Source organism: Staphylococcus sp. GDY8P198P (genome assembly GCF_017891615.1).
Taxonomy (GTDB): Bacteria; Bacillota; Bacilli; order Staphylococcales; family Staphylococcaceae; genus Staphylococcus; species Staphylococcus cohnii.
Genome location: NZ_JAESJQ010000012.1, coordinates 15,003 through 41,950 on the forward strand (window position 1 = coordinate 15,003; position 26,948 = coordinate 41,950).

The 26,948-nt window shown below is 31.4% G+C and carries 24 protein-coding genes; 2 read left to right on the forward strand and 22 right to left on the reverse strand.

Translation table 11 applies throughout. From position 1 onward, the window contains the following. Positions 1–24 precede the first annotated feature (24 nt). The 5 genes from KA824_RS09350 to KA824_RS09370 form a co-directional block, all read right to left on the reverse strand. Positions 25–528 (reverse strand): cupin domain-containing protein, encoded by a 504-nt coding sequence (locus KA824_RS09350; RefSeq protein ID WP_181187683.1) that lies wholly within the window; start codon positions 526–528, stop codon positions 25–27. 1 nt (position 529) lies between these two features. Further along, positions 530–1,246: a YebC/PmpR family DNA-binding transcriptional regulator gene (locus KA824_RS09355; protein ID WP_107384426.1), complete on the reverse strand. Its 717-nt coding sequence runs from the start codon at positions 1,244–1,246 to the stop codon at positions 530–532. A gap of 404 nt (positions 1,247–1,650) precedes the next feature. Continuing rightward, entirely contained in the window at positions 1,651–2,007 is a 357-nt protein-coding gene (locus tag KA824_RS09360) for a transcriptional regulator, SarA/Rot family (RefSeq protein WP_107386436.1), read from the reverse strand. A 166-nt stretch (positions 2,008–2,173) separates the two neighbouring features. Further along, the gene (locus KA824_RS09365; RefSeq protein ID WP_107524089.1) at positions 2,174–4,324 is read right to left on the reverse strand and encodes a helix-turn-helix transcriptional regulator; all 2,151 of its coding nucleotides are present in this window, start codon (positions 4,322–4,324) and stop codon (positions 2,174–2,176) included. 460 nt (positions 4,325–4,784) lie between these two features. Then, the gene (locus tag KA824_RS09370) at positions 4,785–5,447 is read right to left on the reverse strand and encodes a Bax inhibitor-1/YccA family protein (protein ID WP_107385965.1); all 663 of its coding nucleotides are present in this window, start codon (positions 5,445–5,447) and stop codon (positions 4,785–4,787) included. A 452-nt stretch (positions 5,448–5,899) separates the two neighbouring features. On the opposite strand from KA824_RS09370, the gene KA824_RS09375 reads away from it, so the two are divergent. Continuing rightward, positions 5,900–6,709, forward strand: coding sequence for a LysM peptidoglycan-binding domain-containing protein (locus KA824_RS09375; protein ID WP_107385293.1), 810 nt, complete (start codon positions 5,900–5,902; stop codon positions 6,707–6,709). 596 nt (positions 6,710–7,305) lie between these two features. Here the strand turns inward: KA824_RS09375 and KA824_RS09380 are convergent. The 5 genes from KA824_RS09380 to KA824_RS09400 all read right to left on the reverse strand — a co-directional run bounded on the left by KA824_RS09380 (position 7,306) and on the right by KA824_RS09400 (position 12,304). Continuing rightward, on the reverse strand, positions 7,306–8,313 hold the full coding sequence (locus tag KA824_RS09380) for an inorganic phosphate transporter (protein ID WP_107385966.1): 1,008 nt from the start codon (positions 8,311–8,313) through the stop codon (positions 7,306–7,308). Positions 8,314–8,326: 13 nt separating this feature from the next. Continuing rightward, on the reverse strand, positions 8,327–8,944 hold the full coding sequence (locus KA824_RS09385) for a DUF47 domain-containing protein (RefSeq protein WP_019468170.1): 618 nt from the start codon (positions 8,942–8,944) through the stop codon (positions 8,327–8,329). Positions 8,945–9,680: 736 nt separating this feature from the next. Then, positions 9,681–10,706, reverse strand: a complete 1,026-nt coding sequence (locus tag KA824_RS09390; protein ID WP_181187682.1) for a sensor histidine kinase — start codon at positions 10,704–10,706, stop codon at positions 9,681–9,683. After that, positions 10,699–11,373: a response regulator transcription factor gene (locus KA824_RS09395; RefSeq protein ID WP_181187681.1), complete on the reverse strand. Its 675-nt coding sequence runs from the start codon at positions 11,371–11,373 to the stop codon at positions 10,699–10,701. Before KA824_RS09395 ends, KA824_RS09390 begins: the two co-directional genes overlap by 8 nt. Before the next feature lie 13 nt (positions 11,374–11,386). Beyond that, on the reverse strand, positions 11,387–12,304 hold the full coding sequence (locus KA824_RS09400) for an NAD-dependent epimerase/dehydratase family protein (protein WP_107385316.1): 918 nt from the start codon (positions 12,302–12,304) through the stop codon (positions 11,387–11,389). A 121-nt stretch (positions 12,305–12,425) separates the two neighbouring features. Here KA824_RS09400 and KA824_RS09405 point away from each other — a divergent pair, with 121 nt between their 5' ends. Next, positions 12,426–12,932: a GNAT family N-acetyltransferase gene (locus tag KA824_RS09405; RefSeq protein ID WP_181187680.1), complete on the forward strand. Its 507-nt coding sequence runs from the start codon at positions 12,426–12,428 to the stop codon at positions 12,930–12,932. A 361-nt stretch (positions 12,933–13,293) separates the two neighbouring features. On the opposite strand, the gene KA824_RS09410 is transcribed toward KA824_RS09405, so the two are convergent. The 12 genes from KA824_RS09410 to KA824_RS09465 form a co-directional block, all read right to left on the reverse strand. Then, positions 13,294–14,325 carry an alpha/beta hydrolase gene (locus KA824_RS09410; RefSeq protein ID WP_107385968.1) on the reverse strand — a complete coding sequence of 344 codons (1,032 nt, stop codon included), beginning with the start codon at positions 14,323–14,325 and terminating at the stop codon, positions 13,294–13,296. Between the two features lie 144 nt (positions 14,326–14,469). Further along, the gene (locus KA824_RS09415) at positions 14,470–15,537 is read right to left on the reverse strand and encodes a YkvI family membrane protein (protein WP_181187679.1); all 1,068 of its coding nucleotides are present in this window, start codon (positions 15,535–15,537) and stop codon (positions 14,470–14,472) included. 592 nt (positions 15,538–16,129) lie between these two features. After that, positions 16,130–16,630 carry a hypothetical protein gene (locus tag KA824_RS09420; protein WP_019468163.1) on the reverse strand — a complete coding sequence of 167 codons (501 nt, stop codon included), beginning with the start codon at positions 16,628–16,630 and terminating at the stop codon, positions 16,130–16,132. Positions 16,631–16,815: 185 nt separating this feature from the next. Continuing rightward, entirely contained in the window at positions 16,816–17,181 is a 366-nt protein-coding gene (gene dhaM / locus KA824_RS09425) for a dihydroxyacetone kinase phosphoryl donor subunit DhaM (RefSeq protein WP_019468162.1), read from the reverse strand. 1 nt (position 17,182) lies between these two features. Beyond that, complete coding sequence (gene dhaL / locus KA824_RS09430; RefSeq protein WP_181187678.1) at positions 17,183–17,758, reverse strand: dihydroxyacetone kinase subunit DhaL; 576 nt, start codon at positions 17,756–17,758, stop codon at positions 17,183–17,185. 33 nt (positions 17,759–17,791) lie between these two features. Next, the gene (gene dhaK, locus KA824_RS09435) at positions 17,792–18,760 is read right to left on the reverse strand and encodes a dihydroxyacetone kinase subunit DhaK (RefSeq protein WP_181187677.1); all 969 of its coding nucleotides are present in this window, start codon (positions 18,758–18,760) and stop codon (positions 17,792–17,794) included. Between the two features lie 245 nt (positions 18,761–19,005). Then, positions 19,006–20,022: a FecCD family ABC transporter permease gene (locus tag KA824_RS09440; protein ID WP_181187676.1), complete on the reverse strand. Its 1,017-nt coding sequence runs from the start codon at positions 20,020–20,022 to the stop codon at positions 19,006–19,008. Continuing rightward, complete coding sequence (locus KA824_RS09445; RefSeq protein ID WP_107384951.1) at positions 20,019–21,020, reverse strand: FecCD family ABC transporter permease; 1,002 nt, start codon at positions 21,018–21,020, stop codon at positions 20,019–20,021. The genes KA824_RS09440 and KA824_RS09445 overlap by 4 nt, the downstream gene beginning before the upstream one ends. 8 nt (positions 21,021–21,028) lie before the next feature. Continuing rightward, on the reverse strand, positions 21,029–21,832 hold the full coding sequence (locus KA824_RS09450) for an ABC transporter ATP-binding protein (protein ID WP_107384950.1): 804 nt from the start codon (positions 21,830–21,832) through the stop codon (positions 21,029–21,031). 298 nt (positions 21,833–22,130) lie between these two features. Continuing rightward, positions 22,131–22,967: a YitT family protein gene (locus KA824_RS09455; protein ID WP_107384949.1), complete on the reverse strand. Its 837-nt coding sequence runs from the start codon at positions 22,965–22,967 to the stop codon at positions 22,131–22,133. A gap of 599 nt (positions 22,968–23,566) precedes the next feature. Further along, on the reverse strand, positions 23,567–24,796 hold the full coding sequence (locus KA824_RS09460) for a NupC/NupG family nucleoside CNT transporter (RefSeq protein ID WP_107384948.1): 1,230 nt from the start codon (positions 24,794–24,796) through the stop codon (positions 23,567–23,569). A gap of 338 nt (positions 24,797–25,134) precedes the next feature. Further along, entirely contained in the window at positions 25,135–26,853 is a 1,719-nt protein-coding gene (locus KA824_RS09465; protein WP_107385975.1) for an ABC transporter ATP-binding protein, read from the reverse strand. Positions 26,854–26,948 lie beyond the last annotated feature (95 nt).

The following is a 26,948-nucleotide window of genomic DNA, read 5'->3' on the forward strand; positions in this document are numbered from 1 at the left end:
AGTAACACGAGTTTGCTTTTATATTTAACTATTAATGTCCAATGATGATAAAGCATAACGATCGTTAATTTGTTTTAACTCAGGGTAAGTTTCGTTTAACCATTCTTTACTCAATAACTCAAAATGTTTAAATTCAAATGCTGGATGGCACATGCAACCCACAAGTGCATAGCCAGCACAATCTTCAATAGACGATGCAAAAATCGTACCTTTTGGTACTACATGTTGCAATACATCACCATTTTCGATATGAGGACCTACTGTTACTTTTTGATAGTTGCCGTCTGGGTGTATCATGTGAACAGTTAAGGAATCTCCTGAATGGTAATACCAGATTTCATCGGCATCTATTCGATGAAAATGTGATATATTATCATGCGTTAAAAGAAAATATATACTCGAATAGGCCGACCTTTGATTTGAGTTATCAGGTATCGCTTTTATAGTCTCTTTATAATACCCACCTTCTGGATGCGGATGTAATTGTAATTGTTCAATCCATTTTTGTACTTCTTGATTTTTATCCATGTTATTTCAAATCCACATTATGGAATACATTTTGTACATCTTCTAAATCTTCTAATGCATCAATTAATTGTTCGAATGTTTCTTGATCTTCTGCTGATAATTCAATATCTGACTGTGGTAACATTTCAAACTCCGCTACTTTAAATGTTTCAACACCTGATGCACGTAATGCATCTTGTACTTGCGCAAATTGATCAGGCTCAGCATATACAATGGTTAAACCATCTTCGTCAATGACATCTCTAACATCTATCTCTTGTTCCATTAAACTTTCTAAGACATCATCCGCTGACTTATCTTCAACACCAAATACGGCAGTATGTTCAAACATATAAGCAACAGAACCAGAAACACCCATATTGCCACCATTTTTACCAAATGCAGCACGAACATCAGATGCAGTTCTATTAACATTATCAGTAAGCGCGTCTACAATTATCATTGAGCCATTCGGACCGAACCCTTCATATCGCAACTCATCGTAATTTTCTTCGCCGCCACCTTTAGCTTTTTCAATAGCTCTATCTATAATGTGGTTAGGCACAGAGTATGTTTTTGCTCTTTCTAATGTTAATCTTAAAGCTTGGTTTGAAACTGGATCGGGTTCCCCAGATTTAGCTGCTACATAGATTTCTTTACCAAATTTAGCATAAATTCTACTCGTATTCTTATCTTTTTGGGCCTTTTTCTCTTTAATATTATTCCACTTACGTCCCATAATTTCATCTCACTTTCTAATTAAATGCGTAAATCAATACATCATATTATACAATATTTTCATTATATCACATAGATTAACATGCTACTTTGCTTATATTTTTATTGATTCTCTCAAGTAAGCTTAACTATTTTGTCATTTATTTAAAGCGAGTTTGAAATGTGTTTGCGCCAATGTAAACTTAACGTCGATGAATTACAACCTCAAACTATAACCGGACAAATAAGCGCGATCAAAATTATATCATTTTAATTGTAAAAAGGACTAATCCACAAAATTTGGATAAGTCCTTTATATCGAGTATGAGATTAATATCTCATACTCGTTCACGCAATACCGTTATAATCTTTAATATTTGTAACTGAATAAGCGTTATCTTTATGTAATTATGCTTTTTAAATATTTTAGTCTACCTGTGCTTCGATTTCATCTAACAAAGTTTGATACTTCGTATTATTCTCTTCCGTCATCGATAAAAACACTTTTCTCTCATCTTTTGTTGAACGTAATTTGCTTACACGATCTTGGTTAATTAATCGTCGAATTGATGCTAACACTTTTGTCCGGCTCAAATCGAGTTCAGTCGTCGCAATTTTTAAAAATGGTTGCATCAGCATGTTTTGCTGTCTACAATTTTGTTGTATTATTTCCAAAATAGCAATATCATTCATTGTTAATTTATATTTATTTTCTATATATGACATTACTCTATTATATTTTTTATAAATTTTTAATAACTGCGCCTTCTTTTCATCAGTCATTGTTGCTACACCTCCAAACGCTAGTAAGCAATACAATTTCATTATCTCTAAAAAAAGTAACTCTGTCTTTATCATTTATTTTTATAGCTTTGTCATTATTACGAACACCAGTAAATTAAATTTTATAAAACATGTTAATTTGATTATATATTTCGGGCTCAAATGCTTATTTATAAATATCAATAATGTGTACAGTGTTATAATCGATAGCTACACTTAAAGATTTGTCATTAAATGGATGTTCAAATACATTAATTAGCGGCTTATTATACGCTTCTATTTTTTCTATAAATAAATCAGACCACTGGTATTTCTCACGTAAATTGCCTGGTATTACACAATTGATATTTCCATGCACATTGTTATAAGTCTCTTTAAAAATTAAATGCTTTTTTCTTAACTTTAAATCTTTAAAATTTATATTAACTGACATTTTTGTCGCATGACGATTCGATACTTCATTTTCCATAATTTGCCAATCGCTTATATAAACGCTAATTTTATCTACTTGGTCAATAATAGTATAAAAATCATGTTCATATACTTTATAGCGCGTTTTTTCTATCAAACGATGAAACATACTTCCGACCAATGTGCGGAAACCACTTTTATCATATAAGTATAAAGATTCATTGCCATTCATTTGCTGTATCAGATCTACACCGATACCTGAAAAATGTTTTAATATTCTTTTAAAAACACCGACTAACAATGGTGGACTTTCAATAATATTCATTGACTCATCATGCACTAAAAAATTATTTCTTACATTTAATAAAAAATAATGCCTTTCCTCTAAACACATTTCTGACATTATTTTTCTTATATAATTAAATTTAAAGATTTCTTTCGTCAACAACATTTCATGAGTATCATTTAAATTTGGTGTTGAAAGCTTTTGATTATCTACACAATAGTAATCAAAACCAATTCTCTTTAACTGTACTTCCAACATTTTAAAAGTATCAGGTTCATTAAATAATTGGGTAATATCAATACCAAATTTCACATTTTCTCTAAACTGTCTGATTTTGATAATATTACGATAAATTTCTTTTATCGGCATTGTACTTAAGTCAAAACAATAAGTTATCTTATTAAGCAAATCCTGATTGAAGTTTGTGCTAGTTTGTAAATAAGTCGCATAAGGTCTACAAATCTGATTTAAATATATTTCAATGTCTTGACTTTCATAAACTTGAAGCACCAAATGTGCATTGTTTTTTATGATAAAGTCAATCGCTTTATATGTTTGTTGTTCAGAAATGTATTTTTGAAAAACTTTTACGTTTATATTGCAATAAATATAAACCTGATTGTCATTTTCAATCAAATAACTCATTTTAGGATCAGTATACAATTGGTATAACTCTGTTATTGTATAAATTTGAATGATTATAGACGAATTGCGATTATCCGAAAAATAATCAGAGCAAATAGTAATTTCATTGTTTTGCACATCACTATTTGCTAATTTTGTAGTAAGTTGAGATTTTACTTGATCTTTAAATGTGTCATCCAGTGTTTCATAAGGATAATATAAATTTTTATTGTATTTCGTAAGCTTACGATATTGATTGGGTGTATAACCGTAATATTGTTTGAATTTTTTACTGTAAAGTGCTGCGCTACTAAAACCATATAAGTCAGATATTTCTCCAATGGTATATTGACCATTCAATAACTCTTTCATAGATGTTGCCAATTTTAATGTATCCACATAAGTTTTAAAATTCATATCCAACTTACTATAAAATTGACTAGATATATTTGATTGTGAAATAAAAATATGATTGGCAATTGATTTTAACGTTAATGGTTGTTTCAAATTACGACTCACATAATCTAGTATTTCTCCAGTAATACCAAAATATGAGTTGTCTGTTTGCTGGGGTAAATAGTTCGAATCTACTTTAGCTTCATTAGCAATAATTTCAACAATTTTGACCATGTAATTTTCATAAATATCACAACTTAATGTATGGTTTAAGTAGTGTTTCGTTAACTCTATTAAAGATTTTGTTAATTGTGCTGTAGATTGAATCAACTTGGAGTTATATTGATAATCAAAAAATGAATAACCTCGTTCTAAAAACCAATCACTCGCAATATATAATAAAATGGTTGTTTCATTTCGTTTAATGCTAAAGATTTCTGTATGGTTTACGATTAATACTTCTGTATCAATTTTTACATTAGCGGTAAATTGTTGAATCTCTAATACTCCCTTTATTGGCAGTAATAGTAGTAGGCCATCTGTTACACGTTTAGTAGGATAAAATTTTTTAGAAATAATATTTAAGCACTGTACTTCCATATTCCAACCTCTCTCATATTCAGTTACACACCATACACATAAAATCATTTTTATAAAAATGAATATTTCTTTAATATTTTCATCTTTTGAAAATAGAACATTCACTTTTTTAGTTTCAAAGTACATGTTTTATCATTACATAATTTTGAATATAATAATTTAATTTGTCAACATAATTTTTCATTCATCGTCCTTAATTCTAAACTTTTTATATTTTATTAATGATAAAATAAATTGTTATATCACATTATTATATGATCATAAATTAAACCTCTCGTGACACGACGATCTTATCTAAACTGAATATTATTCAATGGTCTTGCTGAAGTAATAATGATAATAAAAGTTAAGATAAAGGCAATAAACTAAAAAAACCGTAACTGAATTTTATAGAAATTCAGTTACGGTTTTCTTTTATTAGAATTTATAACTTTCGGTTTGTAAATTTTTATCTTATATATTACTTTTTAAATTTGTTCGCTAGTCTTAATACATATTTGATAATGTGTAATAAATTGATGAATAAATTGAATCCCATTTCTCGTGGAGAAAACTGACCACGTTTCATACGATTAAAATCATATATAGTATATAATAAGAATAACAATAAACCTACTACTGTAATGATTGTATGGAATATTGGATTATGCACAAACATACCGATGATTCCAGCAACAATCAGTGCGACTAACGTAACAAATAAGTATTTACCCATACCTGCAGCGTTATCGACAATGAAGTAGCCAATTATACCAAATGCGATAAAAGCACCTATTGCTAATAGCACATTTTTATAAAACACTTCTGGCCCTAAATTTTGCAAATAAGCTGTAAATGTAGCATAGGACAATAATCCGACAACTATGGCATATATATGTGAAATAACCAATCCATACTTACGTGCACGATTAGTTAAAACTGTAAATAATACTAATACGAGTAAGACGATAGATAGTGGCTTTCTCCATTCCATAGGTAAAAACTGTCCAAAATAACAGCCAATACCAAAAATAATCCAATAATAAACAAAGAATAACCATACTTTACCATACGCATGGGATTTGGATTTGTCCTTTTTAGATTTAGATTGCTTTTGATTAATTTGTTGTGTTGATTCAGCCAACCAATTCACTCCTTAGATGTTATAACGTTTTACACATTAATTGAAATTTATTTGCTGATTTGTATAATCAAGGTGCTTAAACGTCGTTATAGTTTTGTTTTTGATTAAATGTATTACTTTCATTTTCACTATTCCAAGTTAAATCAAACATTTTATTATCAATTCTAAAAAGATATTTAAGTTAATTGAAATTTACACATTTTCAAATGTTACAAAGTAATAAATTTTAAAATGAATTCTAAAACTCAAACCCCGTTTAAAGTCCATAACAAAAGTATTTATTATGTTTACATACCAACGCACTAAAATGTTAATAATGTTACATCTCTATAACAATAAACACAAGTCGCCTATTTTTTGTTAGTATGTAACATGAATTCAATTAAAGAAAATCAATACAGATATATATAATTTGAAATGAGTTATTTATATAGGTGTGAGGAGGAGTTCTTTTGAAAAAGTTCGCATTTGCAGTAACTGCTGCTTCAGGTGCAGCAGCGTTTATTGCTAACCATGAAGCTGAAGCATCAACACAACATACAGTACAATCAGGTGAGTCACTATGGACAATCTCAGAACAATATGGTGTTTCAGTAGATGAGATTAAACAAAACAATAACCTCGATAACAATATGGTATTTCCGGGACAAGTTATCGAAGTTGGTGGAAGTGGTCAAAGCTCAAGTTCAAACACTTCTTCACAAACATCAGGTGGTTCTTCACATACAGTTAAATCTGGTGAATCATTAAACATCATTGCTAACAATTATGGTGTTTCAGTAGATGCACTAATGTCAGAAAATAATCTAAATGGTTATTTAATCCATCCAGGTCAATCACTTACGATTCCAAATGGATCAAGTGTTGGCGGTTCAGGTGGTTCTGGTAACACTGCTACACAAACACCTTCTACAGGTAATACTTCTGCTAGTGACGCTAATTTATATGATTGGGGTCAATGTACATGGCATGTATTTAATCGTAGAGCAGAAACTGGACAACCAATTAGTACATATTGGTGGAACGCTGATCACTGGGCTAACAATGCTGCAGCAGATGGCTATACAGTAAACAACACGCCAACTGCTGGTTCTATCATGCAAAATTATGAAGGTCCAATTGGTCACGTTGCATATGTTGAGCAAGTAAATCCTGATGGCAGTATTTTAATATCAGAAATGAATTATAATACACCTCCAGGTACAGTAGATTATCGTACAATTCCAGCATCTACTGCTTCTAGCTATAATTATATTCATTAAGATAACCAAAATGAATGAATAAAAAAGAGGAAGGACTTAAACCTCTTTATCAAACAAATATTACGTCAATTTCTATGGAAAACATATAGAAATTGACGTTTTCTTTTTCTCAATTTTCATCTCTTGACTCATTTTTTTGATTAGATAAGTATTCACTGCCTTCATCTAAATTGTGATCATATTAGATCAATATATTTATGAGTTAAATCTGTACTACTATTTCATTTAAATTGATACATATTTTTATCTTCTTTCCTTTTCTCTCCTCTACCCCTTTGTTTAATTATTTCATTAATCGCCTTTATCAATTGATTGATTCAACATAACAAATAACACCACTGCTTATTTTATATTATAATTTCGCCAGTGATTTGAGTCGACTTCTGTGGAAGTGCACATGCTGAATACTGCTGTAAGACAATACCCAAGGAAAAGCACGCACAAAAAAACCGCCGACAAAATCAGAGACTTTGTCGGCAGACTGAAAGGATCAACCCTATTGTATTTAGATTAGTCCTTTATCTTAAGAATAAGATGTAGGTCTTAAACTCATTCTTAAATTTATTTAGTTATTTATTATTAACCATTGTTAATACTTATAAAACAAGATTGATTACAAAATATATTAAAGCGGCTAATAACGCAGAAATAGGTAATGTGATTACCCAAGTAATAATCATACGTTGTGCAGTATTCCATTTCACACCTTTAATACGGTTAGAAGAACCTACACCTAATATAGATGAAGACACGACATGCGTCGTTGAAAGTGGAAAATGCAATGATGACGCAACAAAAATAGTTAAAGCAGAAGATAAATCAGCTGCTGCACCATTAGCTGGACGTATTTTCATTATGTTTCCACCAACTGTTTTGATGATTTTCCAACCACCAACAGCTGTACCTAACCCCATCGCAGTAGCACAGGCAACCTTAACCCATAGTTGAGGCTCGGTGCTTGTACCTGTTTGGATATTCGCAACTATAAGCGCTAAAGTAATAATACCCATTGATTTTTGTGCATCATTTGTACCATGTGAAAATGATTGTAATGAAGCAGTGAAAATTTGGAAAAATCTAAAATTACGATTTGCTTTCGTAAGATTTGCATTTTTGAAAACTACTTTAACAATTGAATACATAATAAAACCAACACAAAACGCAATAACTGGTGATAAAAGTAATACAATTATTATTTTTGTAAAGCCTTGATAGTGTAATACAGCAAATGTACCTTGTGAAGCAATTGCTGCACCAGCGATTGAGCCAATTAATGCATGTGAAGATGAACTAGGTATTCCAAAAAACCAAGTTACTAAATTCCAAATAATTGCTGCCAAAATAGCAGCTAAAACCACAACTAGACCATTTTCTAATTTAAATGGATCTACAATATCTTTTGTTATCGTACTTGCAACTCCAGTAAATGTTAATGCACCAATAAAGTTCATAACTGACGCCAAAATAATCGCAGTTCTAGGAGTTAATGCACGTGTTGAAACAGCAGTAGCGACGGCATTGGCTGTATCATGGAAACCATTGATAAAGTCAAATATCAAAGAAAAAATAACGATAGCTACTGTGATAATCAAAATATATTCCATAAGTTAGGACTCCTTAGCTATTTTTCATTATTATTGTTTCAAAGTTATTCGCTACAGCTTGACATTTATCGGCAATTTCTTCTAGACTTTCATAAATCTCTTTGATTTTAATAAGTGTGATAGGATCTGTTTCACTGTTAAAAATATGTTTAATTGACTGACGTAATATACCATCACAGTTAGTTTCAAATTCTTTAATATTAATAGAATGAATGCGCATGTGAGATAATTTTTTATCGACAAGTAAGCCTACTGCTAATTTCATTTCAGCAATAGCTTTTTGGATATTATCAACAAATTCAGCCATATATTCATCTGTATATTCTATAGAGTACATTTCAAACATTGCTGATGTTTCTTCAATTGCATCTAAAACATCATCAATAGCGTTACATAAAGAGAGGATGTCCTCACGTTCAATAGGTGTAATGAATGTTTGGTTCAAATCTGAAATCACTTGATGCATAAGCTCATCACCATGTGATTCGTATGTTTTAATATTATCTGAATATGCTTTAAGGTCTAAGTGTGTATTAAAATCCATTTTACCAAATTCAATTGCTGCACGGTCTAAGTTGAAAACCATTTCTTCAAGTTTCACCATGAACTTATCTTTTTTCTTGTTAAACATTCAAAAAATCCTCCATTTACAGTGACCAATACAATCACCTTCAATAAATTTAAAAAATTACATTCTTTTCTAGACAAATTAAAATTGGCAAGATTTACAATACACCCATTACTTTTTTTGATTTATTAATATTATGTAAATGAGTATTTGCTTACTAGGTTTAAAAAATCTCACAAATGTTGATTTGTCCTTATTTGAAAATAGCACAAATTTAACAATCCTACAATTAAATTTACAAATTCTTAACATTACATTTTCGTTAAATTAATAATTGTGTGTATATCGTTCTGTCGTATTTATATTTTTTCAAAAATGATTTAGAAATTTATAAATTCATACATCAAAACGCACAATAGCAATAATTGCATAATTACAATTTATAATCAACAATTATTTTTCTATATTTCTCAAAATTAACATACACAAAATCATTCCAAGGTAGTGCTTATCTTTAAATTTATGAAAACAAATATTTTGGTCAAAGGTTTACTTAATACGCAATAACGTCAAACGCGAATATATTTTTTATTTTAATTACACTAAATATGAGTAATAACAAAAATGGCAATCCCTTTAGCAAAATTAGGGATTGCCACTTTGGCGCTAACCACGTAATTCATGTCTCAAGCTCCGCATTTTTACACTTTGTGTAAATTTTGATTCGCCATAGTCGATAAATACAATATTTAGACATCTTATTTGTCATCGCATTTTCATATATTGCATATGAACAGATTTAATAATCAGATAACCTTTCAACAATTTCGTTTTGGTTTGGAAAAACAAACTGTACTTTCGTTCCTTTATTGATTTCAGAATTGATATGAACAGTTATAGCTAATTTTTCTTTTACATTTTTCACCAGATATAGCCCTATACCAGAAGACGTCGTTTCATTACGATTTTTCGTTGAGGTGAAACCTTTATCAAAAATTCTTGGTAAGTCTTTTTTACTTATTCCCCTACCTTCATCCTTAATTTCCAACGTCACATGGTTTTCAATCAGCCTTCCACTTATATAAATTGTGCTATTTTCACTATATTTAATCGCATTAGAAAGAATTTGTCTTATCATCATTCGACACCATTTAGTATCTGTATATACTTTATAATCGTCGTCAAATTCAAGATCAAAACCAATGCCTTTCGCTTGGCTAATATATCTAGTAATCTGTATTTCATCTATGACTAAGCGTTTTAAATACACGTATTCATAATACATATCTTTATTTTGTGACTCTAATCGAGTCAAAAACAAATGTTTATCTAACATATCGTTGATACGTGTCCATTCAAATAGTAGTGCACGTCTTCTATTATCATCATTTTCTTTTTCAATCAATAATTTCAATGCAGTGACTGGTGTCTTAATATCATGCACGAAATCTGTTAACGCAGCTTCAGTAGATTTAATTTGTTGTTTTTGTTCAGTCACTAATTTTTTTTGTGTCGTAATTTGATCATATAAATACTCTAACATCTCTTGTTGAAATGGCGTATCTGCCAGTGATTTATGCTTTAACGCTTCGGGTTCTATATTATCATCTAAGTGTTTATAAAACTTAACTTCTTTTAAGTATGTAAATAATAAAAAAATACAACTTAATCCTATATTTAAAATAATAATATATAAAACACTGTTTACATTTAAATCATAATCTAAAAAAGCAATACCTAAAAAGATGAATTGTAAAATGAGTAACCAAAATATCCAATTTTTCCGTGAACAGAGAAATAACCAAACCCATTTAATACTATCCATGAGCCATGTAACCCTTACCGATTTTAGTTTCAATTGCATCTTTCATATTTATATCTGCAAGTTTCTTCCTTAAACGATTCACATTTACAGTTAAGGTATTATCACTGACAAACGCCTCATCGTCCCAAAGTGCAGTTATCAATGTGTCTCTGGTTACAATTGTATCCTGTTTTTTTACTAACATCTCTAAAATAATCATTTCTGTTTTAGATAAGTATATGACTTGATCACCTTTATTAATACTATCTTTTGTAAGATCGAGTGTCGCTTCTTGCCAAGTTATGACCCTTTTCTCATCTATACTAAATTGATAAACGCGTCTATATATCGCTTGTAGCTTAGCAATTAAAATATTCGTATTAAATGGTTTTTGAACATAGTCATCTGCACCTAATTCCATGCTCATTACCTGATCCATTGGGTTATCTCTTGAGGATAAAAATAAAATTGGTGTATTTGATATTTCTCGAATCTTTCTCGTCCAGTAAAATCCATCGTATTTTGGTAGTTTAACATCCATAATGACAATTGCTGGATCCACCTCTTGAAACTTTTCTATTACAAGATTAAAATCATCGATACCATTAACATTAAAATCCCACTGTTCCAGCTCTTCACTAAGTTCTTTAAATAAAGTCATATCATCTTCCACTAATAAAATTTCCATAAACTCACCTCAACTATTTTGTATATTTTATATTTTCTCCAGAATTAATTCGACCTTGGTAATGCTTAATGCGGCAATCAATTTCAAATCCTCTCATCATTAAATCTTGGAAAGGTGATTGTAATAAATAATATACTGGCCAAGTTAATTTCGGGATATAATCAAACAGGTGTACGATGACTTGTTGACTACCTTTTAATTTGCGAAACTCTAATTTCCCCTGCTTTTTTAAATTAGGTTTTACAATACTACCACTTACAAGATACAACGTTATGATATCTTTTTCAGTCTTCACCTTACGTAGTACTAGTATAGGATTACGTTTATTTTTCATATAAACGATAAAATTATCTCCTTGTTCTGCTGTATGTAATAATGTTCCTTTCGTTTCATCTAACCATTTAAAATAATATGTTACCATTTGATTTAATGTCCAATTCATCGGTAATTGTATACTTAGCGCACTTCTTACATCATCGTATTTCGATGTTTGTAACTCAACTGCTACGTGTGGGCGTGCCACTTGTGCTGTCGTCTCTTCTACTTCAGTGCCATATGCCGATAAACGTCTTTTCGTTTCAACATCGAAACGACTACCGCTAATATATATAATCTTACTCACACCTTGTTTTGCTGTAGCTCTACCAAAATTATCTGCGGCTATCAAATTGATATCCCTAGCAGTTGCATGCGTTAATTTAGCAGAATGTTTGGTTGGGTCTAAATAATATATTGCAATGTCTATACCTTCCATAGCAGTTAAAACATCATTATAATTATAAATGTCCTTTTCAAGCCAAATAATTTCTTTATATTCTTTTTCTTTAGGATACTTAGACAATGTGTATAAGACCCCTTCATCTTTAATGGATTCAATTAGATTCTTTCCTATATATCCTGTGACGCCCGCAAGCAATATATTCGGTTTCATTATACGACACCCTTTATCATATATTTTTCTTATTTTAATTATTCCCTAGTAAATTCATGTTAATGATGTTAAGTTATACTATAACTGAGTTTTAAAAATTGGAAATGAGGAGTGGACATATATGGTTCATCAAATTCGAGAAATTGGTATCAACGATATAGAACCTTTTATAAAACTATTAAGTACAATCTATGATGAATCTGATTATTTGATATACAATCCTGGCGAGTACGCGCCCTCTAATACGGATACTATCGCAACCTTAGAACATTATATAACTTCTCCTTCTAATGCAATTTATATTGCAGAAAACAACGGTGAACTTGTAGGATTTGCAATTGTCACTACCGAAAATTTCGAACGTACACGGCATGAAGCACATTTTTCTATGGGAGTTATAAGGCATTATCGCGAAAAAGGATTAGGACAATCATTAATTAATTCCATAGAAGCATGGTGTTTAAACCATGACATTCACCGTATTGAAGTTGAAGTCGTTCCCGAAAATACGACCGCTGTTGATTTATTTAAAAGTGCAAACTATCAAGTCGAAGGTGAACTTAAAGATAAATTGTTTATTGATCATCGATATTATAATAAATATATCATGGCTAAATTACTAATTTAATAGATTAAATGTAATAAGTTAGTAAACATTTCCTTAATTGCAGTTTAATCGTTTTTTGATAATTATCCAAATAACAACACATTCTGTTTGAAAATTTTAGCAATAAAATCATTATAGAATTATATATGATACCAAGACAAACTTAGCGCGCAACATCTTTTGATTGTCACTCCCAATACTTCTATTTCATTCTCAAACGTATAGTTAAAACAAACTAACAAATAAATATGAATCTATTCAATATTAATAAAAACACTTCCGTATGAATACATCTCATTTGCATTCAACGAAAGTGTTTTTTATTTCAAAATCTTTATAAAGTTGAGGTTATTTGATTCAAACATGTTTAGCCATTGATAAGCTAGTACGGGTTTAATTCAACACCATTTGGATTTGCATCTTCAGATTGATATTCCGTTTCAACACCTGAGGAAGTAGTATTTCTACTTAAAAACCTTAAGACGTCTTTCATATTTTGCTGCGATTCTGGTAATTCCATATGAAATTGATACTGATGTCTCAATTTATGTGAACCGTCATAAAATAATGTATCAACTGGTACGTCTGTTGACTTTAATTTTTTATAGAATTCAATATTCTGACTATAAAATGGGTCAGCATCACCCACTGATAAAAATGTTGGAGGATAATCCTCTGTAACTTGATTGATAGTAGACATCTCACTTATATACTTAAATTGTTGTTCCCAATCTCGCTTCCCAGTATAGCTTTCCATAAAGAGTTGAATTCTTGGGAATTCTGTTGCTTTAACTGTTTTCATGTCATAAAATCCACCAAAAAAGATGGCCGCTTTAAGTTGATCTGGTTCGAATTGTTGCTTAAAGTTCATGTCTTCTCTTAAAGATTCATTCGTTTGTATCGCTGTGAATTGACTTGATAATTGTGCACCTGCGGAATCTCCACCAAAGATAACTTGATTGAAATCAATAGGCAATTCATGTTTATTTCTCTTAATAAAACTCACCGCTTGATCAATCTGTTGTAATTGCATAGGATATTTAAAATCTGGTGCAAGTGCATAATTAATATTTACCACAATATAACCCTGTTCAGCAATCTTAGATAATAATGGGTTTTTATATTGTTTATCTCCTGCAATAAATCCTCCACCATGCATCCAAAAAATTACTGGAAGTTTATTATCTTGATCTAATTCATTCGGAGTTAATATATCAAGTCGACTATTTGGCAATCCTTTACCATAAGTGATATTTGTAAAAGCATTCACATTTTTATTATTAATTTGAACTTTTTCGTGTACTTTACCCGTGTTTTGTCTATCATACTGTAGTTTTAAAAGTACTGCCATAACTACTACAACAGTGACAATGATAAAAGCTGTGATAAGGGTCCATTTATGTTTTTTCTTCATAGATTACCTTTCCTTTCGGAAGCATTGTACCATAATAAATAAGTTCACAATAGTATTACAGGGATAATGAATTAGAAAACTCAGCTTGCATAAGTTGGCAAGCTGAGCTATATCATATATAAATTATGTTTTCACTTTTAAAGATTAAGCAATAAATTTCTTGTTTTGTCGTTTTCTACTGTAATACTTAATAAGTACTCCAATAACAACAATTAAACCAACATATCCCATTATTGGATATAAGTAGTTAATTAATCCTGCGAAACCTACAAAGCTTAAACCATAAGCCACAATTACCATAACTATGATAAAGATATGATATTTTTTACTGTATGGTTCTGTAAATCTCGCTGCAAATGAATACATTAAACCTAAAATTGTATTATACATTACTGCTAACATAATTACCGATAGCACAAGTGCTATCCAAGGATTAATTGCATTTGCTAACGTTAACATCGGAATATCTGCATCTTTGATTTTTGGGAATTCAGACTGTAATGCAAAGTTAATTAACGCTAATAATATGGTATAAATAATACCTCCAAATAGCGCGCCAGCGCCTGAAACGCGACGTCTTGAAGCATCGCCACCTATAGCGACAATAGTACTGAATCCTACAGCAAATGCAAGACCACCGTAGTTAATACCTTTAAGTATACCTAGCCATAAGCTGTCATGTGGTACAGTTTCCTTAACTTTTCCAAATGAAATACTACCATTGAAAAGATAGTACGCAGCAATAATAACTACTAATATAATTAAGAATGGCGTAACAATACCTAAAGCACGTACAATTTTATTAAAGTCCATCAATAGTGTGATATATATTGCGATTACCATTATCAATGCACCTAACCACGTCGGTACACCGAAGCTTTCTTGAAATGTTGATCCTGCTCCAGCAATCATAGTAACTGAAATACCAAATAGGAAAAAGATAAGTAAGTAGTCTACAATTTTACTGAATGCATTTCCAAATAAATAGTCTAAAGTTGATTCATGGTTTTGTGCGTCAAACGCAGTCCCAATTTTTGCAACTTGTCTTCCAATAAATCCTAAAATTAGCCCAGAAAGTAAAACACCAATATATGACCATAAGCCATATGGTGAGAAGAATTGCATAACTTCCTGTCCTGTTGAAAAGCCAGCACCTACGACGATACCGACATAAGCGAAACCAATTTTTATAGCTTCTTTATTCAACCCCATGTGATAAATAACCTCCTCATAGTTAACACATTTTGTAATTATAACGTACTGACTGTAATTTGCAACATGAGAAAATTAAGATTTGCACAATTCATTAAAATTAAACATAATAGTCAAACAATATATTTCTTTTTAATCATTCATTTTATCTTTTAAAAATAAATCATCCATTCCTAGATACACTATAAAAATGAACAATTCATAATAAGATTTTGCAACTTTATACATTTTCTAGTTTTATGATAATTCTAAAAATAAAATGAAAATTTTTTTGAAAAAATTTTCATTTCTTCATCTCTTACTGTAATTAATAAATATAAAAAGTAAATTACAGTGTTATTTTCACTCATATGATAATAACAAAATAAAAATGAGCGGAACAGAAATCTCATTGATTTAAAATGCTTTCATGGTACCACCCTAACGAGCCATCCCAATGTTTTAAGAAAATAACGCTTAGTTTCACTTGACCTTTTGATCATGCATAAAAGGCTGAGACAATCCATTTGTCTCAGCCTCAAAAGTCATTTTCATATACATTTGTTTTTACATCAGAATTAAACACTATACTAAAATTTAATTATCACTCAAGTTAATGTGCATTTTTAAAACGATTTAGTTCATTGAAATCAACGACAACATTATCCAAACGTTTCGCTGTTTCTTTAAGTACATTACGCGCAACGCTATTCGTTGGATCTAGTTTAAGTATTTGGCGAGAAATCTCTAATGCTTTTTTATCAGAAATGACTGGTTCAGGAACTGCATGTAATAACAACATCTGTAATAAGCTTTTTACTTCTTTGCCGTCAGTAAGTTTTATGGATGAATCTGCATGATAATACGCAGAATCTAAAGCACCTTGTAGTTCACTTAATGGATAAACGAGTAGTAGAAAAGCTAAGTCATGCATTTCTGCAGTTTCTTCAGTTTTCATCATATCTAAAATACATGTATAAAACATGATACTTTCCACTTCATGAGCGCTTGAGATATAAGCTTCTTCAAATTCCATAAAATCTGTCTGGGACATAAGACGGTATACTGATTCAAATTCGCCGTTTAAGACATGCTTTTGTATCAATTCTTTCATTGCAATGTCCTCCTAGATATCCAGATTTCTTTAATAGTTAAGTCTCATTTTACCATATCTTAATTATATATTCATATAAAAAAGAATATTTTTGTCAAGTTACTTGAAAAAGTTATAATTACATACGCTACTCATATATATAATTATAACTTCTTGAATAGTGTCATTACTCCATATTTTTTCATTTAGCCAAATTTCGTATTTAGTTCATTTATCACTTCGTCTACGGTATTTCCTACAGAAATATTTACAGCTGCAGTAAAAGTACCTTCAACAATCGGTGCATCTATTTTTTCTACACGATGCTTGCCATCATACATCTCAATCGCTAAATCTAAATTCATTTCAGCAGAACCAATGTCATAAAAACATAATGTGTCATCATCTATTTGATTCACCATTTCTTGAATATCGTCATATGATGTTCCGATTTTACCGTTCACACCACCTTGTGCTGTGATTGTGATATCCTCTCCTACCATTTGACTTACCAGCGCTTTAGTCCCGTCAGCGATCTCTTTACTATGGCTTACAATGATAATTTGCGTCATACTAATCAGCTCCTATCAATGCGTTTAAAATATATACACTACTCTGTGCTCCCGGGTCAACATGTCCTTTTGAATCTTCTTTAAAATAGGCAGCTCTACCTTTAGTAGCTACTATATCCTTAGTGGATTCTGCAAATGATTGTAAATCTTCAAATGATAAAGTTTCTCCGTTATTAATCGCTTCATTGGTGCGTTCAATAACGTCATACATTGTTTTTTCATTTAGTTCAACTTTACCACGTTGTGCAACTGCCTCGGAAAATGTATTAAGTATTGTTTTTAAATTTTCTTTGTCAATTTCATCGCCTACAACTTGAGACATTTTCACAAAGCTAAATCCATAAAGTGGACCAGAAGCACCACCAATATTCGACATTAATGTCATACCAGTAGATTTTAATAATGCAGACATAGAGCTATCATCTAACTTTTCGGGTAAGGCTTTAAATCCTCTTAACATATTCACGCCATGATCACCGTCACCAATTGCTCTATCTAATTCTGTTAATAATGATTCTTTTTCTTCAAAGACATCAACTAAATCAAGCAATTTTTCTTTTAACTCTGACACATTCATTCTTCTTCACTTCCTGTCTTATATATTCGTTATTTACGCATTAAAATATGAACTACTTGTCGGTGCAGTCAATGCCTCATAAACCGTTTCTGTATATGGTAAAAAGGTTATTGATAAACCTTCCATGTCTAATGAAGTCATATAGTCTCCAACAAACCATAATTTAACATCTTTTTGTTTATCTTCTAATTGTTGTGCCACGTATTTTGTTGCAATATTTAGCTCAGATAAAGGTGTAGCTCCCATACCGTTTATCATCACGATAAGTTGTTCATCTTCTACCTCTTTCAATAATTCGGCAATCAATCGTTCTACAACTATATCTACGCTTTCAACTTTTTCACGAGCTAGACCCTTTTCGCCGTGTATACCAATACCGATCTCCATTGATTCATCATCTATATCGAAACCATACTGTCCTGTCGTCGGAACTAACGGTGGTGTTAAAGCCATACCTATTGATTTGATAGTTGGTAATAATTCATTTAATTTTTCTTTAATTAATGAAAGCGATGTTCCCTTTTCAGCTAAATATCCAGCTATTTTATGCACAAACACTGTACCAGCGACACCTCTACGTTGCGCTTCATCACTAACAGCAACATCATCCTTGACCACTACTGTCTCTACTTGAATATCTTCCATTTCCGCCATTTCTTGAGCCATTTCGAAATTCATAACATCACCTGCATAGTTTTTTACAACAAGCAGTACACCTTCTCCGTTGTCCACGGCTTTAATTGCACTTAAAATTTTATCAGGTGTTGGAGATGTAAATACCTCACCACATACTGCAGCATCTAGCATGCCTTGTGCTACATACCCTGCATGTGCAGGTTCATGACCACTCCCACCGCCAGAAACAATTGCTACGCCTTTTTCTTTTTTCTGTTTACGCACTACTACTGTGTCAGCAATTACTTCGACATTTTTATTTGAAATCGAAAGACCATCTAACATATCTGGTAAAAATTGTGTTTTATCTTTAATGAGCTTTTTCATAATGAGGACCTCCTATTTTCACTATTCACTTATAGTATACCCTACACATAAATGTAAACGCTAACAACTCAAAGGTTTTTTCTTTATAAAAAAAGCGGGTCTACAATCAATCATTTTCAAAATTGATTTTAAAACCCGCTCATATATGAAATTTATTCTTTACTTGCAACCATCTTTAACGATATGCTCATCTCTTTTCATACTTATTTAACACGTACAAAAATTTGATAACCTTATTGATGCACTTAAACTGATTTTGTTTTATACATTAAATATAAGAAGTAAGGCGCACCAATAATAGATACAACAATTCCAGCTGGCATGCCAGAAGGTTGTAATATCACTTGTCCGACTGTGTCTGCTAATACAAGTAAAAATGCACCTATTAATATAGAAATTGGTAAAAATAGTTGATGTCTCGGGCCAACAATTGATTTAGCAATATGTGGACCTAACAATCCTATAAATCCAATAGCTCCCGCAACAGATACTGCAGCCGATGACAGAATTACTGCTATTAATAATAATACAATGCGTTCTCTACCAATTTTCACCCCAACACCTTGAGCAATATGTTGATGTGTATTTAATAAATTTAATACATTCGCTTTTAACAATAAAAATGGTATAAGTACAATGACCCAAGGTAGAAAGGCAATTACAAACGCCCATTCATCACCCCAAATGTTACCTGCAAGCCATGAAGCAATAAACTCTGATTGATCTTCGTCAAATGTTGACATTATTGTTAGCGAACCACCACTTAAAGCTGTAGCCATACCTACACCTACTAACACCATACTTGCTGGAGTGATACCTTCACCTTTATTATAACTAAACGAAAAAATAATTAGCGCAGTTAGTATACCACCAATCATACTTATAAATGGTAATACATACACAAAATTATCCGCATTAACTTGGCCGACTACTATAAATAATGCAATGGCAAACCCACTTCCCGCATTTATACCTAAAATGCCAGGTTCAGCTAATGGGTTTTTAGTCACACTTTGTATAATAGCCCCACTCATCGCTAATGCAGCTCCGGCTAAAATAGTTATAACCATCCTTGGAAATCGAAATTCCATAAGTATCAGTGTATCAGTATATTCACCTTGACCTATAAGTGTTTTAAAAAAAGTACCTATCGACATCTTATATTCACCTGAAGTCATGCTCCAAGCACATGCGAATATTATCAATATTATAAGAATAATCATGGTAATGAACTGTTTATATCTTAATTTTGGGTCTATCATGAAAAGCGTCCTCCTCGTTTAACCAAATACAAGAAGTAAGGTACGCCAATAAATGAAATAATTGCACCTACTGGAGCTTCACCTAACATGCGTGCTAACGTATCTGCAACGAGTAGCAATAAGCCACCAACAACAGCAGTTAATGGCAGAACACGAGCATAGTCTGTACCTACTAAATAACGTACAATATGCGGGACCATTAGTCCTACAAAGGCTATTTGACCAACCATCGCTACAGCAATACCCGCCATAACCATGGATATAATTAAAGCAATCGCTCGCGTTAATGCAACATTTTGTCCCAATCCAATCGCTAAAGTTTCACCTAAATTTAAAATTGTTAAATGTTTACTCATCGCAATGATGATAACCAATGCAATAATGATAAATGGCGCTGCCCAAACGAGCTGTCCCCAAGTCGTACCAGAAACACCGCCGGCGCTCCAAAACGTTAAACTTTGATTTAATCTAAACAATAACGCTACACCTTGACTTAAAGCTGTTAGCAAAGCACTTACGGCAGCCCCAGCCAATATAATCCTCATTGGATTAAAACCATCACTTCTTGATCTGCCAATCATCAGTACAATAAATCCGCCCATGATAGCACCGATAAATCCTGCAATCATCAGCACTATAAATGGTGCTGTCGGATAAAATGCAAAAGTTAGCGCTAACATAAATGAAGCGCCTGAATTTAATCCGATTAAACTCGGGTCTGCTAAACCATTTTTAGTAACGCCTTGAATGACTGCACCTGAAGTCGCCAATGCTACACCTACGAGCATTGCTCCTATATCTCTTGGTATGCGTATTTCGCTAATGATATTATGTTGCTGATTCTTATTATCATAATTGAATATAGCATCAAATATTGTTGAAATATGAATTTTAGCATCTCCAATCAATATTGATACCGTCAAAGCAATGACTAACAGAATCAAACTAATTATAAATGTTGTTGTGAAGCTTAATTTTCCTTTTTTTTGCGTAGCCATGTTTACACCTAAATTTCTGAATAGCTTTTTCTACATAAATCATAGGTAACTAGCATTGGTTTCCCTGTTCTAGGATCTGTACTAATTTCTACATCTATATTGAATACTTTTTCTAAGTTTTCTTTAGTTAAAACATCTTCCGTATCACCAGAAGCAACAATGTCTCCATGTTTCATCGTAATTAGATGATCTGAGAAACGGACTGCTTGATTAATATCATGTAACACCATAATAATAGTGCAACCTTGTTCCTGGTTTAATTGAGTAATTAATTCTAAGATTTCTAATTGGTGTGAAATATCTAAATATGTTGTAGGCTCGTCTAAGAAAATAATATCTGTTCGTTGTGCTAATGCCATAGCAATCCATACTCTTTGACGTTGACCACCACTTAAATCATTGATAGAACGTAGTCGGAATTCATAAGTCCCTGTTACATTCATTGCCCAGTCAATCTCTTTTTTATCTTCAGCAGAAAGTCTTCCAAATCCTTTTTGATGTGGAAAGCGACCATAAGAAACAAGCTCTCCAACCGTAAGTCCATCAGCGACCTCTGGCGATTGTGGTAAAATAGCAATTTTTTTTGCGACTTCTTTTGTTGATTGTGTATGCAGGTTTTCACCATCTAATTTGATTTCACCATCTTTAATTGGTAAAAGACGTGACAATGCTTTTAGTAATGTAGACTTTCCACAACCATTTGGTCCTATAATGGATGTAATTTTACCAGTCGGAATATGAACATCCAAATTATCTACGATAACATTATCCCCGTAACCTATCGTAACTTGTTCTCCTTCTAATCGAGTCATAATTTACCTTCTTCCTAATACAAAATGTACCAAAAAACAATCTATATCTATATCACTTTAATCTAATTTGTTATTTAAATGATAATCATTATCACAGATGATATTATATCATTTTTTAGATATGATGACTAATAAATGTTCTATGATAATATGCAATATGTATGCTCTATAAATATGTTTAGGTTTGCCATATTGCATTTTAAACCGTATGATTAATTTCTTATTTGTCGAATTATTGTAACTGTACCTAAATTAAAACCTTGATGCATCAAGGTTTTAATTTGGATTTTTTTCATTATTAATGTTCATCAATTAAGAAACCATTACCGTAAACATCACGAACATCATGTATAACTAAAAATGCCTCATTATCGATGCGTTTGATTAAACGTTTCGCTTTACTAACTTGTGTTTTAGTAATAACAACATACAATATGTCTTTTTCTTGTTTAGAGAAATAACCTCTACCATTTAATATTGTTAAACCACGTCCAACCTGTTCATCAATCACTTTCGCTATTTCATCTGGTTTACTAGAAATAATCGTCATTGCTTTTTTCGTATTTAAACCTTCTATAACATAATCCATTACTTTTGTACCGATATAAAGTGAAATCACTGTGACTAACGCACTCGGAACAGGAATTACTGTTAATGATATTGCAACAACAATTAAATCAAAGAACAACAGCGCATATGGTGTACTAACATCTAAATATTTATTAGCTATTCTAGCTAATATCGTTGTTCCAGCAGTTGTCCCTCCTGCAAGAACGATAACACCAATACCTAGACCTACAGACATACCACCAAAAACTGCATTAACTAATATGTTACCTGTCTCAATTTTCCAACTCACTGTTAATTCCAAAAATAGTGAGATCAATATTGTCGCCACTATCGTTAAATACATACTTCTCTTACTTAAAAACTTGTAACCGATAGCAATAAGTACTGCATTGAATACAAAGTTTGTTACACCAGGAGAAATGTGAAAGGCATAATAGAGTACGATAGCTATACCGGTCACGCCTCCTTCGCCTAAATCAGCAGATATGATAAAAGTATTAACGCCTGCTGAAAATATAAATGACCCAATTACAACAAATAACAAATCTCGTACTGTTTTATTCACCCACATGACCCCCTCAAATTAACTTCAATCAATTGAATATTAGCAAACTATAGAACTTACCACAACATCATTCGAAAAAAATTCTGAACCACATACTTACAAAAGCTTGATTTTATAAGGTTTGTTTTTAATATTATTTTAAAAGTTCAAAAATTCTGAATTTTCGGTTTACTTATACACTTTCCTTTGCTATAATAAAATCTATCTTCTTATTGATTGCCAATAAGAAGCCATCTCCTTTGTGTTGTTTATAGTAACATACAAAACAATTTTTGCTCGAGTATATTTTTAGTACCTAGTCCTTACTATTAATATACAATTAATTCATTTCCCGTAAAAGCCAAGTAATATTGAATGTGTCTCCTCACTTCAATTACTTGGCTTTATTTTTATTTTCAAAACATCATGTTACCTAACTCACAACTACTAGTGCAAAAAAGGAGCGCTATTGATATCAATCATTAATTGATCTCACACGCTCCTTTTACATGTTTATTAATATGAATAAATACCTTATTACAACTTTTCACTCGATTGACATACCCTGAGGCTGTTTCAGCATCTATCATTTTATAATGATCCACTCATTAAAAAATGCTTTACCAAGCAAACAAACCAACAAATCCAGCAGTCATTAGCGATACTAAAATACCCGCAAGTAACATCATTGGCACATATTGCGAAACAAAATCAGATGTTTTCTTATCTACAATTCCTTTTAATGTTCCAATAATCATTCCTATTGTTGAGAAGTTAGCAAATGATACTAAAAATGTTGCAATAACTGCACGTCTGTGTGGTGAGTATGAATCAATGACATCTTTAATTTGGCCCATCACCACAAATTCGTTCGTTACAATTTTCTTAGCCATTTGTTGCGCAACTATCCACGCCTCGTCAAACGGTAAACCTAACAATAAAGCAAATGGATACATAAATGTACCAAGTATTTGATCTAGACCAAAGCTTCCTTTAATACCAGCCCAACTGCCGACGATACCTGTGATTAAATTAATAAAACGATCAATTAAATCAGAAAGTGCAACAAAACTAATTACAAAAGCAATGATGATTAAAATCAATTTACCCGCATTTAATACTGAATCACCTAAAAATGAGAAAAATGGTTGTTTCTCAATTTCTTCATTGCGAATACTATAAATAATATCTTCTTTTTCTTCTACAGTAACAGGATTTAAAATAGAAGAAACAATAATTGCATTAATGATATTTAATGGAATAGCTGTTAACACTAAATCACCAGGTATCATTGATACATATGCGCCAACAATTGCACCAGAAATCGAACTCATCGACATCATCGCTACCGTTAAGACACGTGTTTCTTTCATGCGTTTCAATTGTTCATTTGAAACTGCTAATGCTTCTGTATTTCCTAAAAACATCATTTCAATACCAAAGAAAGACTCGAATTTTGGCTGACGTGTAATTTTAGCTAAAACCCAACCAATACCACCTATAACTTTGGGTAATACATTAAAATACATCAAGATATCAAATAATGGCACTACTAATAGTATTGGAAATAGTGCACTCACAGCCATATCCATCATTTCAGTATTTGTCCAACTGGCAAATGCAAACCCTGTACCTACATGTGCTGAATCAATGACCCATGAAATACCATTTGCTAATAATTGAACGCCTGCTTTCCCCCAAGGGAAATACATAAAGAACCACGCTAAGAACAAGTTAATCACGACTAAAATACCAATTGATTTCCATTGGATAGCTGATTTCTTTCTAGAAAAAAGGACAGCAATACCTAAAAACACAATTAACCCAATAATATTAATTAGTAAAAACATCATACACCCACCATTTCCTATTAAATAAATAATTAATTGAATATTTAAAAGCAACACTCGATTATGTATAAGAATTATTAAGATGAGTACATTTTCTCTCGCTCATTAAAAAAGTTGTAAAGATTAATTACACAGTGGTAAATATACTCATCTTGAATTTTGTTACCCATTTATTTAATTTCATTCTTGATAAAAATCTATCATTCCCCAAATGATTGTTACTTATGAATTCACAATAATTATACCATGTATGTACATTATATAAAGTAAAAATTTTATGGTTCGTTTATAGTCAAAAAACATATTTATCTAACAACAAATTATACGTGTTTTTAATATTACTTTGTTAAATTTTGTGTATGAACAAATTGTTGATATTTTTCATGGCTAGCAATCAAATCCTGATGAGTACCTACACCTGTAACACTACCATTATCAATAAAAATAATTTGTTCTGCTTTTTTAATTGTAGATAGTCTATGGGCAATCACGATAGTTGTTCTGTTTTCCATCAATTCTTCTAAAGCATCTTGAATCTTTCGTTCACTTTCGCTATCTAAATTAGCAGTTGCCTCATCCAATAATAAGATGTCTGGGTTTTTAACAAAACTTCTCGCAATATCTATTCGTTGACGTTGGCCCCCTGACAATTTTAAGCCTCGCTCACCAACGATTGTGTCATAACCATCTTCAAACGCTATAATAAATTCATGACAATTTGCTAATTTTGCATAGTAAATTAATTCCTCATTTGAAACTTCACGATTAATTCCATATAAAATGTTGTCTCTGATTGTACCATTCATCATTGAATTAGATTGCATAACATAACCAATTTTTTCACGCCAATCACCTAGATCTATATTATAAATCGATTGGCTACCATAAGTGATATCACCTTGTTCTATGTCATACATTCTCTCTATAATATTAAAAATTGTACTCTTACCTGAACCTGAAGGCCCCACAAAAGCAGTAATGCTACCAGAAGGTATATCAAAATTCACATTTGTAAGAATTGGTTTATTACCGTATTTAAAATGTACATTTTCAAATGATAAGTTACCATCGATGATTGGTTTAGCTTGTTCTAATTCAAATACTTCAGTAGGTTCTTCCATTATTTCATATATACGACTACTTGCCCCCACAGCCTTTTTATAATCTGTAACCAAAGTTGATAAATTGATGATAGGTTGTGTAAGTTGTATAACATAAAAAATCATTGCAATTAAGGTTCCAGCTGTAATTGCCCCAGTAGAAATTCGAATTGCACCAAATCCTAAGATAACTGCAATTGTTAATAACATAATCACACCTGATATAGGTTGTATGATAGCTGTAATCTTAGCTTGCTTTAGTCCTAAAAAGTATATTTCTTGTAAATTTTTATGCGCATTGTTTAACTCTGTTTTTTCTGTACGTGAAACTTTTACTAGGCGCATTTCTGTTAATACACGGCCTAGTAAACCACTGAAATTCGCAATCTCGGTCTGAGTTTTTTTAGAAATATTTTGCATAATTTTACCTAATGGAATCATAATTAATACAAATATAGGTATCGTGATAAAAGTTAGCAAAGTCATTTGCCAATCCATCACAAATAACATTATTAAAGAACCAATAATAGTCAACACAGAAGGTAATAAGTTTGGCAATTTTTGTGAAATAAATTCATTGATTACTTTTGTATCGTCTGTTAAACGACTCATTAATTGTCCACTTTCATTTTTATCAAAAAAAGGCATTTTTAAGTGAATTATGTGTTTCCATAAAACAGATCGAATTGCGTATATGATTTTCTCACCGATTTTACTCAATAAATACAGTCCTATACCACTAAGTAAAGCATTGATAATAAATATTGAAATAAATGCAGTGATAAACATCCAATTAATATTTTCAAAAGAAAATTTATCTACAAGTTTACCTGTAAAAAACGGAACTACTAGTCCTGTAATACTACCTAATGAAGAAATTAAAACAGCTATGATAATCAGACCAACAGGCCATGATAATTTTTTAAATAAGTAGAATAATGGATTCTCTTGATTCATGTCTAATTTACCTCTTCTAAAAATATTTTAAATTACCTCTTACTTATATTAATTATGAGCAGATGAATTTCGAAGTAATAAGTTAAATTAATTTC

Excerpts from the sequence above, each read along its gene's own strand:
- KA824_RS09355 (WP_107384426.1), bottom strand. The coding sequence starts at position 1,246 with ATGGGACGTAAGTGGAATAATATTAAAGAGAAAAAGGCCCAAAAAGAT.
- KA824_RS09465 (WP_107385975.1), bottom strand. The coding sequence starts at position 26,853 with ATGAATCAAGAGAATCCATTATTCTACTTATTTAAAAAATTATCATGG.
- dhaM (WP_019468162.1), bottom strand. The coding sequence starts at position 17,181 with ATGACGCAAATTATCATTGTAAGCCATAGTAAAGAGATCGCTGACGGG.
- KA824_RS09410 (WP_107385968.1), bottom strand. The coding sequence starts at position 14,325 with ATGAAGAAAAAACATAAATGGACCCTTATCACAGCTTTTATCATTGTC.
- KA824_RS09460 (WP_107384948.1), bottom strand. The coding sequence starts at position 24,796 with ATGTTTTTACTAATTAATATTATTGGGTTAATTGTGTTTTTAGGTATT.
- KA824_RS09380 (WP_107385966.1), bottom strand. The coding sequence starts at position 8,313 with ATGGAATATATTTTGATTATCACAGTAGCTATCGTTATTTTTTCTTTG.
- KA824_RS09360 (WP_107386436.1), bottom strand. The coding sequence starts at position 2,007 with ATGACTGATGAAAAGAAGGCGCAGTTATTAAAAATTTATAAAAAATAT.
- KA824_RS09400 (WP_107385316.1), bottom strand. The coding sequence starts at position 12,304 with ATGAAACCGAATATATTGCTTGCGGGCGTCACAGGATATATAGGAAAG.
- KA824_RS09385 (WP_019468170.1), bottom strand. The coding sequence starts at position 8,944 with ATGTTTAACAAGAAAAAAGATAAGTTCATGGTGAAACTTGAAGAAATG.
- KA824_RS09390 (WP_181187682.1), bottom strand. The coding sequence starts at position 10,706 with ATGGATAGTATTAAATGGGTTTGGTTATTTCTCTGTTCACGGAAAAAT.
- KA824_RS09405 (WP_181187680.1), top strand. The coding sequence starts at position 12,426 with ATGGTTCATCAAATTCGAGAAATTGGTATCAACGATATAGAACCTTTT.
- KA824_RS09350 (WP_181187683.1), bottom strand. The coding sequence starts at position 528 with ATGGATAAAAATCAAGAAGTACAAAAATGGATTGAACAATTACAATTA.
- dhaL (WP_181187678.1), bottom strand. The coding sequence starts at position 17,758 with ATGAATGTGTCAGAGTTAAAAGAAAAATTGCTTGATTTAGTTGATGTC.
- dhaK (WP_181187677.1), bottom strand. The coding sequence starts at position 18,760 with ATGAAAAAGCTCATTAAAGATAAAACACAATTTTTACCAGATATGTTA.
- KA824_RS09445 (WP_107384951.1), bottom strand. The coding sequence starts at position 21,020 with ATGGCTACGCAAAAAAAAGGAAAATTAAGCTTCACAACAACATTTATA.
- KA824_RS09440 (WP_181187676.1), bottom strand. The coding sequence starts at position 20,022 with ATGATAGACCCAAAATTAAGATATAAACAGTTCATTACCATGATTATT.
- KA824_RS09415 (WP_181187679.1), bottom strand. The coding sequence starts at position 15,537 with ATGGGGTTGAATAAAGAAGCTATAAAAATTGGTTTCGCTTATGTCGGT.
- KA824_RS09395 (WP_181187681.1), bottom strand. The coding sequence starts at position 11,373 with ATGGAAATTTTATTAGTGGAAGATGATATGACTTTATTTAAAGAACTT.
- KA824_RS09365 (WP_107524089.1), bottom strand. The coding sequence starts at position 4,324 with ATGGAAGTACAGTGCTTAAATATTATTTCTAAAAAATTTTATCCTACT.
- KA824_RS09420 (WP_019468163.1), bottom strand. The coding sequence starts at position 16,630 with ATGAAAGAATTGATACAAAAGCATGTCTTAAACGGCGAATTTGAATCA.
- KA824_RS09450 (WP_107384950.1), bottom strand. The coding sequence starts at position 21,832 with ATGACTCGATTAGAAGGAGAACAAGTTACGATAGGTTACGGGGATAAT.